16 protein-coding genes and 1 pseudogene are annotated in these 18,732 nt (G+C 34.7%); 7 read left to right on the forward strand and 10 right to left on the reverse strand.

Annotated elements, in window-relative coordinates; all coding sequences use genetic code 11:
- Positions 1-185: 185 nt before the first annotated feature.
- The 8 genes and pseudogenes from GKD17_RS13425 to GKD17_RS13460 all read right to left on the reverse strand — a co-directional run bounded on the left by GKD17_RS13425 (position 186) and on the right by GKD17_RS13460 (position 8,473).
- Positions 186-1,181 carry a hypothetical protein gene (locus tag GKD17_RS13425; RefSeq protein WP_230590532.1) on the reverse strand — a complete coding sequence of 332 codons (996 nt, stop codon included), beginning with the start codon at positions 1,179-1,181 and terminating at the stop codon, positions 186-188.
- Positions 1,182-1,359: 178 nt separating this feature from the next.
- Positions 1,360-1,503: a hypothetical protein gene (locus GKD17_RS13430; RefSeq protein WP_007833424.1), complete on the reverse strand. Its 144-nt coding sequence runs from the start codon at positions 1,501-1,503 to the stop codon at positions 1,360-1,362.
- Positions 1,496-1,813, reverse strand: coding sequence for a helix-turn-helix domain-containing protein (locus GKD17_RS13435; RefSeq protein ID WP_007833423.1), 318 nt, complete (start codon positions 1,811-1,813; stop codon positions 1,496-1,498). The genes GKD17_RS13430 and GKD17_RS13435 overlap by 8 nt, the downstream gene beginning before the upstream one ends.
- Positions 1,814-2,424: 611 nt before the next feature.
- Positions 2,425-5,661 (reverse strand): type I restriction endonuclease subunit R, encoded by a 3,237-nt coding sequence (locus GKD17_RS13440; protein WP_007833421.1) that lies wholly within the window; start codon positions 5,659-5,661, stop codon positions 2,425-2,427.
- Between the two features lie 9 nt (positions 5,662-5,670).
- Positions 5,671-6,114, reverse strand: coding sequence for a GIY-YIG nuclease family protein (locus tag GKD17_RS13445; protein WP_117885371.1), 444 nt, complete (start codon positions 6,112-6,114; stop codon positions 5,671-5,673).
- Between the two features lie 66 nt (positions 6,115-6,180).
- Entirely contained in the window at positions 6,181-6,378 is a 198-nt protein-coding gene (locus GKD17_RS13450; protein WP_007833417.1) for a helix-turn-helix domain-containing protein, read from the reverse strand.
- 96 nt (positions 6,379-6,474) lie between these two features.
- Positions 6,475-7,413: pseudogene (locus GKD17_RS23765) on the reverse strand (PGN_0703 family putative restriction endonuclease).
- Positions 7,414-7,471: 58 nt separating this feature from the next.
- On the reverse strand, positions 7,472-8,473 hold the full coding sequence (locus GKD17_RS13460) for a phospholipase D-like domain-containing protein (protein ID WP_007833414.1): 1,002 nt from the start codon (positions 8,471-8,473) through the stop codon (positions 7,472-7,474).
- 1,766 nt (positions 8,474-10,239) lie between these two features.
- Between GKD17_RS13460 and GKD17_RS13465 the strand changes: the two genes are divergently transcribed.
- From GKD17_RS13465 to GKD17_RS13495, 7 genes are all read left to right on the forward strand, one after another.
- Complete coding sequence (locus GKD17_RS13465) at positions 10,240-10,539, forward strand: hypothetical protein (protein ID WP_007833412.1); 300 nt, start codon at positions 10,240-10,242, stop codon at positions 10,537-10,539.
- A 403-nt stretch (positions 10,540-10,942) separates the two neighbouring features.
- Entirely contained in the window at positions 10,943-11,623 is a 681-nt protein-coding gene (locus GKD17_RS13470) for a zinc ribbon domain-containing protein (RefSeq protein WP_007833411.1), read from the forward strand.
- Between the two features lie 134 nt (positions 11,624-11,757).
- A complete protein-coding gene (locus GKD17_RS13475; protein ID WP_007833410.1) occupies positions 11,758-12,324 on the forward strand; it encodes a YdeI/OmpD-associated family protein in 567 nt (188 codons plus the stop codon).
- Between the two features lie 505 nt (positions 12,325-12,829).
- The gene (locus GKD17_RS13480; protein WP_007833408.1) at positions 12,830-14,662 is read left to right on the forward strand and encodes a KAP family P-loop NTPase fold protein; all 1,833 of its coding nucleotides are present in this window, start codon (positions 12,830-12,832) and stop codon (positions 14,660-14,662) included.
- 5 nt (positions 14,663-14,667) lie between these two features.
- Entirely contained in the window at positions 14,668-15,417 is a 750-nt protein-coding gene (locus GKD17_RS13485; protein WP_007833407.1) for a hypothetical protein, read from the forward strand.
- Complete coding sequence (gene qatC / locus GKD17_RS13490; RefSeq protein WP_007833406.1) at positions 15,402-16,817, forward strand: Qat anti-phage system QueC-like protein QatC; 1,416 nt, start codon at positions 15,402-15,404, stop codon at positions 16,815-16,817. Before GKD17_RS13485 ends, qatC begins: the two co-directional genes overlap by 16 nt.
- Positions 16,814-17,503 (forward strand): TatD family hydrolase, encoded by a 690-nt coding sequence (locus tag GKD17_RS13495; protein WP_007833405.1) that lies wholly within the window; start codon positions 16,814-16,816, stop codon positions 17,501-17,503. The genes qatC and GKD17_RS13495 overlap by 4 nt, the downstream gene beginning before the upstream one ends.
- A gap of 145 nt (positions 17,504-17,648) precedes the next feature.
- Here the strand turns inward: GKD17_RS13495 and GKD17_RS13500 are convergent, their stop codons facing one another.
- Both GKD17_RS13500 and GKD17_RS23770 read right to left on the reverse strand, forming a co-directional pair.
- Complete coding sequence (locus GKD17_RS13500; protein ID WP_007833402.1) at positions 17,649-18,503, reverse strand: HNH endonuclease; 855 nt, start codon at positions 18,501-18,503, stop codon at positions 17,649-17,651.
- A 40-nt stretch (positions 18,504-18,543) separates the two neighbouring features.
- Positions 18,544-18,702 carry an HIT family protein gene (locus GKD17_RS23770; protein ID WP_080549505.1) on the reverse strand — a complete coding sequence of 53 codons (159 nt, stop codon included), beginning with the start codon at positions 18,700-18,702 and terminating at the stop codon, positions 18,544-18,546.
- Between the last annotated feature and the right edge of the window lie 30 nt (positions 18,703-18,732).

The following is an 18,732-nucleotide window of genomic DNA, read 5'->3' on the forward strand; positions in this document are numbered from 1 at the left end:
TAAATTCCTTTGGGAAAAGGCCTCGCCTCCCATATTTATAAGTAAGATTATCTCCACAATCCACGCACTCAAAACTGATGGGCCATTCATAAATTTTTATGTTCTGGTCTAACTGAAACTTCAACTGATATATTTTCCCGCAACTGGGGCATTTTACATATATGCGCTGTACCATAGATTCCCTTTCATTTACCGTTTTTAATCATCAGTTTCATTCTTTCTTGCATAGTTTCAGCAGCCGCCAAGATGTTTGCCAGCGAGCAAATCTCCCCTAACTTTTGCCACTCACAAAACTGATGAATCAACGTCCACAAGTAGACATAGCTAAATGTCAACAAATAGTATGAAAAAGCATAGGTATTTAACGTCGCCATATCGCTCTTAAAAGGAGAAAAATAGTCCCCATGAAAACGTTCACACCTATACGTATAAAGTACACAACTCAACATAAATAATAGCCGTTTCTCTAGGTCAACCATATATTCATTGTTGTTCACCGTCACTTTTTCTCCTCTCAATATCTTCTGGAGCAAAAGCGAAGACCGTCTCAACACGTCTGCGTCAGGCTTCACCGTTTCCTCAAGTTTATACTTGGCTTTGATATCAGCATACAACTCTTTCGTTAAGATGTCTTTCGCCCTTTCCGAAACTTTTTCTGCCTTGTCTGTAATAGCTAAATCATGTTGGGTAAAGCAGCGCATAATTGCAAATCTTAATACAGAAATGGGTATTTCACTTAAAAATCTCTCCCACATTTCTTTTACCCGCAGATCTTTATTAACAAGAGGCATGATCAACTCTTTTACTGTTCTCAGCATTAGATGAGTTGCCTTATCGTTATCTTTCGGCCATGCTATGCTCCTATGATGATTCATAAATATCTCCAGCGAACGCCATGCGATATTGAATCCTTCATCTGGTCTGTAAGGTAATTCGTCATAGATATCAACGATACCCGAAAACACCTTGTTCAGTTTCGCATTGGGAAACAGGATATCTTTTGCCCCTTCTGATAGCTTCACAGGTTCAAAGATTTGTGTTATCCCTTGCTCATGAAGCCACTCGTCTAACATCTGCTGCACATCACTATACCACTGTCCTGCTTTGGGCCACATATTGTTATAGGCAATACGTTTTTCTGTCCAAAGCAATTCTCGCTTATCTTTTTCTGTTATAACCATTTTTATATGCCGTAAAGTTCTCTTAATGTTTTTGCTTTCCATGTCTGTGCCCAAAAGTTGTTGTTCACGACATCATAGAATTTAATTTCATCTCCATACCGTCTACAAACAAAACCGTATTTATATATTCCGAAAAGGATGTCGAATAGGCTATACATGACCCACTAATACTTTGCATTCACAAATCAAACGAAGATATATAGAAGCCCATATTGAGCCATTCTGTTGAATACTCAAATGCGCATAATTCCTCTTTGGTCAACGACAGACAACCGACCAAACAATTACCATAAATAACTTCTATCTGTTTTATGCTATTCATTTTTCTTTCCTCTTTTACGGGTAACGCCTTGTTCTTTCAGTACATCATCCAATGATTGATATTGTCTTTGCGCAAAAAGAGCATCAAAGTCAGAGAGTGCATTCAAAGCAAATGCTATCTGAAGTAATCCTCTCAATGAAACTTCTCCAGTCTGCTCAAATCTGCGATATGTGGCAAACTTGACCCCGGCTCTTGTAGCCAAACCCTCTTGTGTCAAATCAAGTTTAAGTCGCCTTGCTTTAACCCTTGATGCTATCTGTAAAGCTACCTCATTTGGATTATCAATATTAAACGCTAATATATTATTCATATTGTCATAACAACTAAAATATTGTTCATTGCAAAGATACATATAAATCCTTATTCACTCATTATACCAAAGAAAAACAACTTTACTTTATCCCCGTATTCGTATATACGCACATTAAAGTAAAGCTAAAAAAGGGAAGAAAAGAAATGGCTCCGGCAAAGCCGAACTATACTTGCAGACTTTCTCTTTTGGCTGCAATAACAAGCTAAAATATCCGTGAACCCATCTACGATTTTACAGCCATAATCGGCGAAATAATCACCGATATGCCTTATCTTTGTGGACCGGGGATTGCAAGGGCTAAAAGGGCGATTTCCCTCTTTTTTCCTCCGTTTGAAGACAAACTAAGGTTAAAAACGTTAAATCTTCAATTTTCGGCGAAAAAACAAGTAAATTTTCGAGCCTTCTATCTTTTAAGCCATAAATTACTGGTAATCAACTAATCTAATATGCTGCATCGAACTTGTCATTCAGGAACTTATATAAGAATACCTGTGTTATTATCTTATACTCGTTCCCATCATTACCCATACCGTATGATTGACATGTTGCCTTTAGGGCATCAATTAACTGAAGTGTCTTTTCTTTTATTGCTAGCATATATGTTCTTTTTAAACTCTGCCATAAGTGGCATTATATTGATTAATATATTGTTGTGAAATTCTGGATTGGATGAATTTATAATCCTCCATCTCAGGCTTTATCTCCGGATACTGATAAAGGCAGCCATTTATAAGAGCCATTACTGTTCTGTTAAAGTAGGCATCCTTCTTAAGTATATCATTTCTATCGTATACTTTTGCATCGATATCGTTTTTTATAGTACTGAGTATCGACACAAGTTCTTCATCCTGTTGAGAAAAGATTGGTTTCAATCCCTTCTTTTCCCTTTCCTTATTTTCCTCTCTTATTCTTTTGTGTACTCTGGCAAACTTTTCATCTCCCTTATATTTCTTCATCAGCACTGCATTGCGCTTCTGGAGATCCTGCAGACGCTTAATAATTTCATCAAGAGCTTTTGTTTCTTCATTGAACTTTGCTATAGTCTCAACTACAAAGCCGTGTTCTTTGAATCTTTCCATAAAAGCCTCCCTCAGAGTAATGTATTCAGGGTCATCCTGGTCTATGTTCTGGGTGAAGTTGCTGATAGTCTTATTCCACTTCTCTTTAAGCTCTGCCCCTCCACCTATGACTTTCATTTCCTCCTGTCCTATCTTTGAAAAATTGAACTCAATGTTCATCATAGCCTCATTTATCATCCTCTTTGTCTCGTCCTCATTGCTAAAGGCTTCTTTCTGGTTTATGATGTCAATTCTGTGCTGAACCTCACTTAACAGTTGTGGCAACTTGGTTATCTCAATCTTAGCAAACTTCTCCTTCATATCTTCGTCACCGAATGTACGGACAAGGTTTGCCATATTCTTGGCTGCTACCAGTGCCTGTTTTAGTTCAAGAAGAACAGACTTGTCTTCTTCTGTTGATATCTCATTCGAGAACTCTTCTGCATTGTCATAAGAATAATTGAAAAGTGTTTGTTTTACCTGTTTCATTTGGTTGATAATCTCTTCCTTATCCTCAATTACCTGAGTAAATGTATCAGTGGCATTGCCTTCCCCTATTTCTTCTACATCGTTAAAGCGGTTAAGTTCTTTAAGATAGGCTTCATTTGTTTCCTCAAAGTTCTTCTTTATATCGGCAAAATCAATTACATAGCCATATCTCATGTCTTTATAAGGACGGTTCACTCGTGTTATGGCCTGCAACAGATTATGATCCTTAAGTTTTCTGCCAAAATACAAGCGCTTCAATCTGGGCGCATCAAATCCCGTCAGCAACATATTGAACACAATTAATACATCTATGCTCATGTTCTTCTTAAACTCCTTGACTATCTGCTTCCTCGTCTCCTTATCGTCTGTATCATGAAGGATGAGACCTGCTTTAAGTGGTCTATATTTGCTATGATATGTCAAGACTGGTTCTGCAGCCAACAGTGTTCCATCAGGCATTCTAAACATCTGAGCTTTAGGATGATGCTTTTCCCACTCCTCCTGAAATACCTCATACAGACGTTTTGCTTGTTCACTCGTTTCACAGATGACCATTCCTCCTAAAGTATCATCTCCTTGAATTTTCCTGAATCTCTTCAAGTCATCCATAATGTAATTGGCCAACTCCTTAACATAATTAGGATGCTCTATGATATCCGCTTTCTTTATATCTTTTTTTTGAACCAATGTGTCAAGTTTGTCATAAACATCAGACAATCTTTCCTTATAGGATGTTTCAATATCTTCCCTTATTATCTTTAGCGTATATCCGTCTGCTATTGACTTATCGTAATAGTAGGTGTGAAAGTACTCACCATTTCCGAAGACTCTGCATGACGCCCTTTCTTCCTTTAGCAAAGGTGTACCGGTCAATGCTATTTTTATAGCATCCGGGTCTGCTTCAAACAAGTTGGCCAGGAAACATCCTCCCGGCTTATATCCTCTATGTGCTTCATCCAGTATGAATATTCGCTGCAGGTTTGTAGCATAATCATTAAACTTGACCTTTTCTTTGTCTTCTGAAAATCTCTGGATATTTACTACTGTTATTTCAGCCTGTCCGCTTGCTCCATGCTGTGCCTGGTTGCTCCTGAAATGTTCCATCAGTTCAGCCCTCGAGTTGGCTGTACTTACTACAAGAGCTCTTGCCTCAAACTCCTGGCTTGCCTGTTCCAATAAATCAAGTCTATCAACTATAAAATACAGCTTGGCCACCTTGTGTTGCTTTGCAAAGTAGTCATTGAGAATATAGGTGAGATAAAATGACAAAGCTGTTTTTCCACTGCCCTGGGTATGCCATACCACACCTGAGCGCATCCCTTCCGACAGCTTCTTTTTAATCGCCAGTGATGCAAACAGCTGCTGATAACGCATAATATGCTTCTGGTCTGTAGATTCTATTTTACCATCCACTTCCCTTTCCATCTTCACGTATGCAATACCGTATCTAATGATGTAAAGCAATCGCTCCGGTGAACACATTGAAGTCAATATCCTGTTTGTCGGTGTATTTATATCAAGATTTGTCTGATATTCAGGACTTGTATGGATTACCTGACAGTTATAGTCAGAGAGAATACGCTTCTCTTCCTCTTTATCAATTTCCTTATATGGATAATCTCTATGGTAAGGTGCTATCTTCTGTGACCCTATATTTTCTTCCCTGAAACAGTTGAAGGGGGAATAAGAACGGGCACCAGTACAATAGAATGCTCCTTGTATAGGTACTATACCACCCATAGCATCATATTCCATATTGTTGCTGAATATCATCAGCTGGGTTATATTTATGAATCTACGGAATTTCTTGTTTGGGAATCGTTCCTTGTTCATTCTGTTGCTTTCCGCTACCATTCCGCCATGGTTGTTTGGCTTCTTTACCTCTATGAAGCAAAGAGGGAGTCCGTTAATGAACAAAGTTATATCCGGTCTGAATTCATCCTGACCGTTTTTGCAAGTAAACTCGGCAGTAAAATGAAAAGTATTGTTTCCTATATCCTCAAAATCTATGAGTTTTACAGGTGATACATTCTTTAATCTTTGATAGAACCCTCTACCCAGATCGTCGTCATTCAATTCTTTTCTTATATCTTTGAGTACCTGCAGAAACTCTCCTTCATGTGAAGGATTAAGTTTCTTGAACTGCTCTTCAAACACAGGCAAAAGGATATTTGTGTCACCATCATATACGGTGCCACTCATATCTTCATATATCTTCCCAAAATACGTATATCCTAATCGGGTAAGATGTACCATAGCCGGCATCTGTACCCTTGTTGCTTCCGAAAACTGTTTCATAATTCTTTCTTAATCTTTGACACATCTGAAAGACCTGGCTCCATTGGCTACAGGTATGGAACCATATCTGTCATAGAATGATTCTATTATACTTGATTCTAAGTCTTTTGATTCCTGATACCCTCGACATGTATAGTAGTAAACCTTTGCTCCATGATAACGCATATAATTATATCTGTCCAAATGCCAGCATTCATTAAATCTGTCATTTATGGCATTTATCAGATTCCTTTGATGCTCTTTAAGCCTTCTCTGTATATTGTCCGTTTTTCCTATATAGATTACTTTAGATTGTCCTATAGGATATATAAACTTTGTCTTAAATGAAACTATTATATAGACTCCTGGTTTTGACGGTAAATCAGTCAAATCATCATCCTCCAAATTGTCAATCTGTTTATCATAACCATAAACAGGCCTGAAATCCTTTATAAACATCAGTTCTCTTTTCATTGCTTTGTTGATATTAACCCACTGATAATACTGCACCGATAGTCTGCAATTGTAAAATTCCATATTTCAGTTCAGTACTATCAGTTCTTCTAATTTAACTTCAAGCAATTCCGATATTCTCTTTAGTGTCTGCAAATTGGGCTGTGTCTTGTTTGTACACCATTTAGACACTGTTGTAGGATTGACCTCCAACTGTTCTGCGAGCCACTTGCTGGTTCTTTTTTTCTTTACCAACACTATTTTAAGTTGATTCAATTCTTCCATTTATCTATAACATTAGCTTGACGCACAAAGATAATGATTTATAGGCTAATTTCATGACTATTGAGCTATTTCGCCTATTTTTTATTTTTATATCCTTTATTCCACCTTCCCAAACTCCAGGTATCTCCCCCTGAACCTCTCATAAACCTGAGCATAATACTCCGGCAGGTACTGTATCATCGCATCCACAAAGTCCTCCAAAGTAACAGCACTCAACTTATAAGCATATTCCGGCTTCAGGTACTCTGTAACCGAGCTGATTTCCTCTTCTGTTGACGGATGCTCCTTTGGCGAAAGCACTACTGAATACGAATCCTTCAGTCCTTCAACCATCCTGTACCGCTCTGTAAGCAAAAGGTTTCTGTAAATCTGCGTAAGTTTTACTTTACCTCCCATCAGCAGCTCCTCAAAGTCCGCACTGAACAGACCGGTATCAATAAGCATCTGCTTCTGCTCCTCACAACGGCTGGCCTCGTTCACTCCGAGCACATCCGTATATTTCGTCTCGATGGCGATGATATGCTTGCCACCCTTGTTATCCACGAATCGGATATACGCATCCATTGCAGACTTGTCGTTCGTGTAGTTCTCAATCGGTGTAGGAATAAACTCCAAACCGATTTCTGTCACCTCAAATACCGGGTAGTTCCTGAAGACTGACCTCACGGCAAGCGTAACCATTGCCGGATCCTGCTTCAACAGTAACATCAGGGGATGGAACAGGTTGAATGCCATCGGCTAGCTCGAAAGCAGGTTGTTGAACAGTCTGAACCCGTCTATCGTCTCATTTTCCCTTTTGTTGCCCACTCTTTCCTTGGCATACTCGAAAGTCTCCTTCATCAAGAAGTTCTTTCCGGACACTTCACCACCACTGATCATGTTCCCGTATTTTCGCTTGGAGGCTCTTGTTGGCCCCACTCCTTCCTCTTCGCCTATCTCCACCCTGTACATGGACTGGAGCAGTCTTGCTTTCCTGGTGAAAGCATTGTCGCTTCCACACTGGTTTCCGTATATATTGTCTTCTATATCTTTCATAAATTATTGACAAATCTATATGTATTCTTAGTTGTATCAATATTATAATTCTAATTATCTAATAATTAATCAATTCACTACAGTCATAAAAAGCTTCCTTTGATATTCCTGTATTTACGCATACATATTCTACGTGCATATAACCATTAGTATCTATTGTTATTTTTGTCTTAAACTTTACCTCACCCGCTTTCATTTGAGGTAAATTATCTAATCCTATCTTTACTAATGATTTATTATTGTGCGCATTTTCAGAGTTACCAAACAATACTTCACATAGTGCTCTACTCTGATTGTGATAAGCTGTACACGTATTTACAGTATTTGTAAAAGGGAGTTCTTGTCCTTGTTTTATGACATTTAGCATTTTATTACAAATACCATTTATGCGACAACTCTTCCCAATATTCATTTTTAAAGTTGGATTATGTCTCTTTACTTGTGTAACCACAGTAGCTAATTTATTTACAGCAATATTCTTCCTCGATTCATTGATAATATTAATTGCATCAGAATTAATTATATTGTTTTCTTTCATACACATATATTCTTCTACTATATTATCATATTCTTTTATAAGAATATCAGCTTCTATGTCTGATATGTTCATCTGACTATACTCTTTTACTTCTGTCAATTGATTCCATAAATCAGTAAAATATTTAGTATAGTCTTCACATACATTTCCTTCGTCGGTGATTATGATATTTTCTGCATTTCTATTTTCTGCAGAGTAAGTCCAATTATACGAACCTGTTATAAGAATACTCCCATCAAAAATGCAAAATTTATTATGCATTAGAATATTGCGTTTATTCACGAAACATAATTTTCCTCCCTTTTGCAGATATAATGAAAAATCAAGTCCATAATCACCACAATTTATTATATCTTTTATGAGAATAAGAGAGATATTTACTCCTCGTTCCAAAGCATTAATGATTGCATCAAATAAATCATGTTGAGTGAACCATGCCACTGCGATTATTATATCTTTATTTGAGTTATTAATTTCTTCTATTATTTTCTTCCGTATTTGATTAAAGTATGCTTGTATCATAATATCAAACTTAATTTTATGATTTTAAAACAATCTATTAATAATCACTTTTTAACCAATCGTACTATTATTTCATTATTATACGACTATAAATCAATCCTAAAATAACCAATATTAAAACAAAAATGACTGCTATAGCCACATAACCGACTCCTTCTTTTGGGTTTGCCAGCTTCAACAACTCCTAATAGCCTTGTTACCAAAGCCTTTGCATTCTATGTCGTTATCTCAGTCAGCAACTTCTGCAGAACAGCTTTCGTGTGCTGCATCTTAGTATCTATCGTTAAAAATTTCCGTCTACTCCTCTTGAATCTTTATCTATTCTTAAAATACGATAACTCAATACGGTTAATGATGCTTCTTAAAATTATCAATTATTCTATAATTACCTATTTAATGAGCATAAAGTTAATAATTATAAATTGATAAATATAAAATATCTCATATTTTTACATTACTTACTACACTCACTCACCCCCATTCTCTACTTTTATATTACCTATTAAGAAGAAGTTTATTAAAAATAAAAACTGCATTTTTTGTATGCTTTACTAGGTTAAAATGTCTATCAAAATTCAATTATAAAGTAAATATAATTATTGCTTATCAACTTAAAGTATGACCAACAAATTAATGAAGAAAGTGATCAACAAATTGTTATTCATTCATTGTATAGAAACACATAACAAAAAGTCTTTTATATCATTGACATCAATATTCTCGAATATACAACAAAATATTCAACAATAAACTTCTATTCAAGAGAATAGATAAAAATCCATTTGTAATATTGCAGAAAAATGAGCAAAACATGTTCCGCTTGCTTAAGATTATAAGAAATTATAGGGAAGAAGTTAATTCCATAGAAATCAAATAATTAATCATAGATAAAATGACAATTAAAGCAGCTCTCTCAACAGATATTTTGATATACACTTTTTCCCTAAACTATCATAGAAAAACGCGTTTATAAAAGGGCTTGCCCTATTCACTTTTTTAAAAGAGGGAAGCCTAATTCCCCCTTCCTAAAAAGGGCGTTAGAAAAAGACAGTTTAAAATGGCAGCAAACTGGATAATTTTGTTATGTAATTTACAGAACAGAGAATCGAATTTTTGCCATAATTTGGATCAAAAAATTATCAGCTGTACCAATATTAGCAATACACAAAAACAATCGTAAGAAAGGCTTAAAACTAGCTAAATTCAAAAGTTATTCTCCAGCAGCTACAGTCGTTTTATCATATTAAGAGCAATAGAAAACCAATACAAACTTGGATCTTTTTTAATTAAAAGTCCCCAATATATCATATACGACTGAAACAATTTATATGGGGGTGTCCAACAAAATTATACAACAGGATAACCTCAAGAAATAGATTTTTTGTTGTACACTATACCTATCAAAAATATGATTAGAACAAAATAACAATGTACAAGAAAACAGGGCTTAAAGTAGCAAACAAATAAACTTGATCGCCCCAAATGTAAGTATAGTATGGAAAGGATAATAGTATCTAACAAAAAACTTTTTTTAAGATGCATTAAAACCATACTTTTATTCTAAATTGACATAATCAAAATCCAAACAATAACCTCATCATTTCATCAATTCATCAAAAAAACAATTGTATCACATAACGTAGAATTGTATAAAAAAGCAATAAGCACTTTTATATTTAAACGACATTTCATACTTTTGAGATACATCTTTTGTTTTTCACTATTAATGCCCAGCACAATAGTAATAATTTATAACAATATACATCATGATTAAAATTTATAGTATGAATACTTGTCCGGACTGTATTTATGTTGAAGAACAGATACAGGGAGACGACAGATATGAGATTATAGACATAGGTTCGCATGTAAAACATTTAAAGGAATTTCTAAGGATCCGTGATAACAGCCCTGTTTTTAATGAAGCGAAAAAAGTTGAAGCTGCAGGTATTCCATGCTTTGTTCTAGAGGATGGTTCTGTTACACTCATACCAGAAGAAGCCGGACTTACTTCAAGACCAATTACAGAAGGAATGTCATGTAATATAGACGGAAGTGGTTGCTGATACAAACTATATTTTAATGCATCTAACCTATCATATAATAAAGCTAAAATATGAGATCTGTTTATTATATGATAGGTTGTACCAATAATAGCCTTTAATCACAAACTGATCTTTCGATAATAAATGGCAGTTCCATATGAATGTTTACTATCTTTCTCCTCTATGAATCGTGTATATTGGAAATACAGCTTCTGATATAATGCAATGATGATGAATATGGTATGCTTACCTGCCGCTTGTTGTATGGGAAAATTCTGACAATGAGGATTTAGAAAGATATAATCCTAGCAAATTACTCAACTATATTGAGAAATTATTAGAATATCTTTTTAAGTCATCCGATGAACATTAAAGATATTTCCGTATTTTTGAAATCATAATTTAATCATTAACAGAATGTATTATGGGACAAGAATTTTGTCAAAGTTGCGGTATGCCTCTCACTGATACAAACAAAGGAACAAACTCTGATGGAAGTTTGAACAATGAATACTGCTCTTATTGTTATCAGAAAGGACAATTCACACAAGATTTTAACATGAGCCAGATGATAGAATTTTGTGCTCAATTTACGGATCAGATAAATAAGGAAACAGGATGGAATCTTACTCCGGAACAGGCTAAGGAAAATATGAGACAATTCTTCCCTACTCTTAAACGATGGAAAGAAAAAGATGAAAGAACACTTACAGAAAAAGCAACTGACTTGTTAGCACAATGTAAGGACATTACGATTGCCTCAATTGATGACGAAGGATTTCCACGTCCGGTTCCAATGTCCAAAATCAGTTCAAAAGGATGTAATGAGGTATGGTTGGCAACCGCTGCAAATTCAGTGAAGGTTACAGATTTCAAACTGAACAACAAAGCCGGACTTTGTTATTCAAACTATGGTGACAGTGTCGGCCTGAGAGGAATCATTGAGATTATAACTGATGATAACATACGAAAAGAAATGTGGCAAGACTGGCTTATCAATCACTTTCCGTATGGCCATACAGATCCTAATTTTGTACTTTTACATTTTATAGGAAAAGAGGCTACATTTTGGATTAATGGAGAATTTGCGCACGAAAAGTTGTAATATAAATTCATATTATTAAGAATAGACATAGCATTCTTTATGTCTTGCATTCATTATGAAAAAGTAAAATATTTAGGACAATAACCTCCTACTGAAAGGACAAAATTACAAAATGCAAATCAAAATGGCCGACAATGGAAATTCATAATTTGTTAGATGTCAAATCAAGAACCGAGCTACGTAAATGGCTAATACATAACCATAAAACGGAGAAAGAATGTTGGGTAGTGGTAAAACGTGGCAGACCTACGGATAACAATACTTTCTGGTATATTGATGCTGTAGAAGAAGCCTTATGCTTCGGTTGGATAGATAGTACTACTAAAAGAATAGCAGATGATGTAACAGTCCAGAAACTTTGTCCACGAAAGCCAAAAAGCAATTGGTCCGAGCTCAATAAAGAAAGATGCCGCAGAATGGAACGATTAGGACTGATGACAGATGCAGGAAGAGCCGTTCTACCTGATATGTCACCTAATGGTTTTATCATAGACAAGGATATATTACACAGACTACAATCTGACCCGGTAGTGTGGAACAACTTCTGCCAATTTCCTGACTTATATAAGCGAATCAGAATTGATACTATCCAAATTAAAAAGAATCAGCCCGAACTTTTTGAAAGTCGCCTGAGCAAATTCATAGAAAATACTCGAAAAGGACTTCTCTACGGAGAATGGAATGACAACGGAAGATTATAAAAACAAAGAAAACAGCACTATAAAAACTTTGTGCAAATAGAAAATTAATAGTAACATATTTTTTCTTCTTAAGAGAAAAATGTATATTTACTTATTTTTAAACTAAATATATACAGATATGGAAAAGTTAATTTTTACAATCGTGTAAATGACGAAGTCGTATAGATCCGTCATTTCTCTATTATTGATAGAGCTCATTATATGCTTGACTTTGACAATCACCAGCAATAGAACGAATAAAGGCCTAAACTAAATATAATCCTTGCCACTCAGAATATTAATAGCTTCAAATTAATGATTTTGACTTCTATGCGAGTGCACATGATCCAACAAACTATTGATGATAAGGTTATCAAGGACTTGTTTGGTGTGAGTGGTCAGGAACTCCAGGAAATTAGAACTGCAATTGCTGGGGTTCAGAGATCTTTGTCCTTTGTATGGAAAATAAGTATAAGAATATTTATATCTCGCATTTGATATAAACAATTTAATTTAAGAATATAAAATGTGGTCAGATAATGAAACAACGCAAGATTTGCTTGGCTATCAAGTCCATGCAGATTTACTCAAGAAGATAATTTTGAATGATGATATGTTACCAATTTCCATAGGGGTATTTGGGAATTGGGGATCTGGGAAAAGTAGTTTGATGCTATTGCTTCAGCAGTCCTTACATGAATGGGAAAAATCACAACAGAACGAGAAACATAAGATTATACTTCAAGTATATTTTAATAGTTGGCAGTTTGAGAGCTATGACTCAACAAAACTGACAATGATAGAAAGTATATTAGAAGCACTTGACAAAGATATTAATAAGCGAAAAGATGTATTTGAACGGGTAGATGATTTTCTCGAGCGAATTAACTTTTTAAAAGTAGGCGTATTTATCTTGAAGAAAGCCTATGAAAATCTCACTCCTGATTGGCTAAAGAAATGGTTACCGAAAAATAAAGACCTTGATAAGATAACAAACAAGGATAAGTACAACAATCTACTTGAAGATGTAACAAAAGGTAATACGTCAAAATTTATCGCAACATTCAGAGAACTCTTTGAAGAATTGGTTGACGATATGGGATATAAGGCTGTTGTTGTCTATATTGATGATTTGGATAGATGTGAACCCAAAAGAATTATTGGTTGCCTGGAGGCCGTCAAGTTGTTTGTAAATGTAAGGAAAACCGCATTTATCATTGGTGCAGATGAACGTATTATTGAATATGCTATTAGTCAGCATTATCCTATTCAAATGAAGAAAGAAGATATATCCAGTCCATTTTCAGACTATTTGGAAAAACTCATTCAACTACCATACAAACTGCCACGTTTGTCTGACAACGAGCAAGAGACTTATATCACACTTCTTCTATGCAAAAATCATTTAAATCATATCTACTTTAATGAAATACATCAGAAATATTTGGAGTTCAGAAAAACAGACAAGCATTCCAAATATAATATAGATGACATCAAAGCAAATATTCCCAAAGATAAAAAAATTGATTTTCATGCAGTAGAATATCGTTTACCAACTGTACCTCTAATTAAGCGTTTTTTAAATGGTAATCCACGACAACTAAAACGTTTTCTAAATACCTTATATGTACGTCAAGAGTTAGCTGAGGTAGCAGGTTTTACAGATATACGCCCTGAAGTATTAACCAAACTAATGGTATTAGAGTACAACACACTGTACAATTCTCGTTTTGAAGAACTTTATAAACTTCAAAATGCAAATAGAGGTGTTTTACCATTGGATGATGTTGAGCAAGAAGCAAAAACTGAAAATGGTATTCAAAATCCACAATGGAAAGACAACTGGTCGTCAGATTATTTGAGGCAATGGTTAAGCTCAGATCCGTCATTAAAAGATATAAATTTACAAAACTACTTCTGGATAGCACGAGATGCTTTGAAAAATGAAAAACCAATAGCTTCGTTGGTTACAAACAAAGTCATGCTGTTATTCCGAAGATTATGTACCTTGCAAACAAACAGTATGATGAAGCGAGATTTGCCTGGAATTATTAATGCTTGCGATGATTCAGAAAAAGACATGATTATTCACTTGATTAATGATAACCTAAGAAAAGATCCAAAGTCAGAAAATTGTTGGAGAATACTTAATTGCGATGAGAATAATTTATTATTTGGTGACAAAATAGACAGATTAAAATTATTATTCAGTAATATAAAGACCGAAGATATAGATACAAAAGCGGATATATTTTTTGTTAGAATGCTTCCATTAAGTAATGAGATACATAACTATATAAATAGTTTGCCAAAAGCGAACCCTTTAACAAAAGCTATTGAACGAAAAATACAAAAATAATAAATATGGGTACATCACAATCACATAATTTGAAATCTTCGCCTAATTGGTCTGCAGCAAAACGAGCCATGACGAGTCTAGCAAATGGAACAGACAATAAGCCTGACTCAAATGCAAAGTTTTTTGGTAATTTAGGAATAGCGCTCGGCAATGGTTTGTATAGAGGTGGCAGAATTGGAGGGCATGGAGGCAAGAGAGGCGGCAGTTCGTTTGGACGTGCTGGTGGACATGCAGTCAGAGGGTTGGCTACTGTTTTAAACAATATTAAACAATATGGACTTGTATCAAGTTTAGGCATTGATAGACTGCCTGATACACAAAAGCCGAAAACGCCACATGATTTCAAGGAATTGCTTTTGCACGAGATTATTGGAGACAATGATTCTACAATGGATGATGCAGCAGCAACTTATGCAATGGATAAAGTGCTGAATGATATTTTGTCAGATTGTAAAGACGGACAAGAAATTGAAGATAAACTTCAGAATGCAACAGATGACGATCTTCATGAATGGATTATAACATTTGAAATTGAATACATACTAGAATATTCTGCTGAATTATTTCAAAGCCACATATTTGACAAAGGGAGTAATCCCGAAGAAATAAAGAAGGACATGAGAGGTTGGCTTCAAAACGAACTAGATGAGAAGTTAAGCAAAGAACTAACTCAAATCGACTTCAATAGCCGAGAAGGAAAAGAATACCTGGATTCTTTAACATCAGAAATATTGGATATATGGAAACAAGAATAAACATTAATTATACTCCGTCAAAAACAAGCGAAGTTTTTGGCCTTTTTACTCTTTCATTTCAAGGAAGTGACGGAAAAGTTCATTCTGTCGACACAAAGTTTAATCCCAAACAGTTATGGGAGTTTTCACGAGATACATCATCTGTTGCTTTTGATTTATTAGTTTTATCCATGATTGTATATAATGTGGACAGAGCTGTACTTCGTTTGTCTAATTCAGATGATGGATGGAAACGAAACTTGATATTATTGAATGTTCCTGTAATAAATCTTGAGGATATGAATAAAGGTCGTGAAGCTTTTAATAAAGCAATCAATTTTCTTACGGGCGACAATTGGGATATTCACTTTATACAGGCAGATTCATACTCGTATAATCCAACTAAAAAAGTAAAAGAATATAATCCTCAGTTTTTTGAAAAGGTTGCATTGTTTTCAGGAGGTTTAGATTCATTGATTGGATTTATAGATGAGGCCAGCACTCTCTCTGTTGATAAAAAGATACTACTTGTTTCACATATGGAATTGGGCAAAGAGCATAGTGATCAAAAAAGCATTTTAAAATATTGCAGGGAAAACAATATCTTTTCGAATAAATACGAACAAGTGTTGCTGAACGCAGGGCTTAAACCTCATTCTTGGAATATTAAAACTCCAACAGAGAGTACATTCCGCTCACGTTCCTTATTATTTTTTGCAGCAGGAATATATATTGTAAACAAAATATCCCCACAATGTCAATTGATAGTTCCAGAGAATGGAACTATATCAATAAATATACCTCTTGATAGTGGAAGAAGGAGTTCATGCAGTACTCGAACTACGCATCCTACTTTTATCAAACGCATACAGGAGGCCTTATATGCTATAGGTATATCAAACTCAATATACAACCCATATCGATTAAAATCAAAAGCAGACATGGTTCTTGAGTGCTGTCAAGATACTTCGAAAAAGGCAATTTTAAAATCATTAGTTGACTTATCATGCTCTTGTGCAAAACGTGGTCACAATGTTTTTTGGGACAAAAGCGGAATAGAAATACGCAATGCCAAAATCAAGCATTGTGGTATGTGTTTGCCATGCTTATATAGAAGAGTCGCACTAGATACAATAGGTCTAGATAATGAGGCATTGCTTGGCACTGATGTACTTCATGGCATTAAATTTAATCTTGACAATAAACATCAAAAAAGGAATAGGGATTTTAACGCTCTTCTGTATTTCCTAAAAAACAGAATGAATGAACGTACAATTCGCCAAGAACTATTCTTTAATGGAATTATAGAAAAGCAAGAGTTAGATGAATATACATCATTAGCCTTACACTCATACAGACAAGTTATAAATTGGCTTAAGAAAAAAGCTACAAATGAAATACAAATAAGAGCAGGAATATGATTATAGACACCCATTGTCATTTTGACATGATGCCAAATCCTGAACAGTATCTCAAACAACAAGAGGTAAAAAAGAATATCTCGATAGGAATGACAAATCTGCCAAGTCATTTTTTATTGGGCTATGAGCACGTAAGACAATATAAGTTCTCACGTTTGGCTTTAGGATTTCATCCATTATATGCAAGCGAAAATAAAAGTGAATTACGGCTATTCAACCAGTGTTTAGATAAAACTAGCTATATCGGTGAGATCGGTCTAGATTTTAGTAACGAAGGACTAAAAACTAAAGATGATCAAGTTTTCGTTTTAGAGAAAGTATTGCAGCTATTAAGTAAAAAAAATAAAATAGTAAGTGTCCATTCCAGACGAGCAGAAAAAGTCTTGTTCGAAATGTTGGTTACCTATGGCATTAAGAATGTAATATTCCATTGGTATTCAGGTCCTCTCTCTCTAATTCCTAAGATTGTAGAACATGGATATTATTTTTCTATCAACGAAAAAATGACAAAGACTAATAGCGGAATAGAAATAATTAAGCGCATACCCCATAATCTTATTCTAACAGAAACAGATGCCCCTTTTAATAAGATTTGCTCAATTAGTAATACTCTGACAAATATAGGTTTGGGAGAAAATGCCATTTATGATAATTTTAGTCGTCTTATATCTGCTATTAGAAGATAGATATTGAAGATATCAGATTTATATTACATTTAAAATCTGTGGCACTATAAAATATTTTGTGTAAATGGAAATACGGGATTCAAATTTGAGTTTCGTATTTCCAGATACACAAGATTTTGGACAGCGTCACAACCTTTTATTAAATCTATAAATGTAAATTCAGCAACACCTTCTCTTTATACCCATTAGGATATTCAAAAATTTTTGTTTGCCTTTTAAATAATGGCCGATATGTATGCACTATCCTATGATGGTTAGGACAAAGTATCATCACATTATTATAATTATTATTTAACGATTGTGTAAAGAATTCAATATGGTGGGCATCTACAACAGGCTTGTTGCCATATGGTGCAGAAATGAGTTGTCCACAAATTTGACATCTGAAATTATAGAGTTTTTTTAAATTCAGACACACATTACGGTCCAGCTTACGAATCTTCACAAAATGATTTTCTTGAACTATAGTTGCATTATTATCAGTCAATAGCATATCCTCAAAGCTTTTTTCAGTAATAGCTAATTCTGATAATTGCTTTTTAGTCTCTTGGTAATCAGAGGAAGTTATAGGAACAGCCTCCCAAACATTAGGATTATCAGTAGTATAAAAAGATAATGAAGATTTCAGCTCTTGAGGAATTTTTATATTAGACATATTCTCTCCTCGCTCTTTCATAATCTTTTTAATTTTCATCTGCTCATCTATGAATTTATATAAATCCGAAAATTCAGAACGTAATGCCTGGAGGAAATCATTCATATTATCATAACGGACTTGATACATTTCTGGATGATTAGGATATTTATTTCTATCGAAGTTTTGATTAACTACCTTAATCCCCGAATATATCTTTCCATTCAGCAGAATAGAAATCTGACGCATTTCACCAATGTCCAACTTTCCAAATATACCAAGAAAAGAATTCAATAAAGCCGTTCTTATAGTAAAGCCTTGATACAACAAACTTTTATCTACTTCTTTTACATATATAAGTTCCATAACTACAATTTATTCGCAAAGATGCTAATTATTTGACAGACTATCTATAAAACAATATCAATATTTCTGCTTGCTTGGAATTCCCCCTCACTCCACCTTTTGGATTCTCCACATCTCCCTTATAGCGAGGAATCAAATGTATATGCACATGAAATACCGATTGACCAGCCGCCTCATTAAAACTATTAATTGTTTGAATCCCATGATGAAAAAAAACTGTCTATCGAAG

This window comes from Phocaeicola dorei (assembly GCF_013009555.1).
In the GTDB taxonomy this organism is placed as follows: domain Bacteria; phylum Bacteroidota; class Bacteroidia; order Bacteroidales; family Bacteroidaceae; genus Phocaeicola; species Phocaeicola dorei.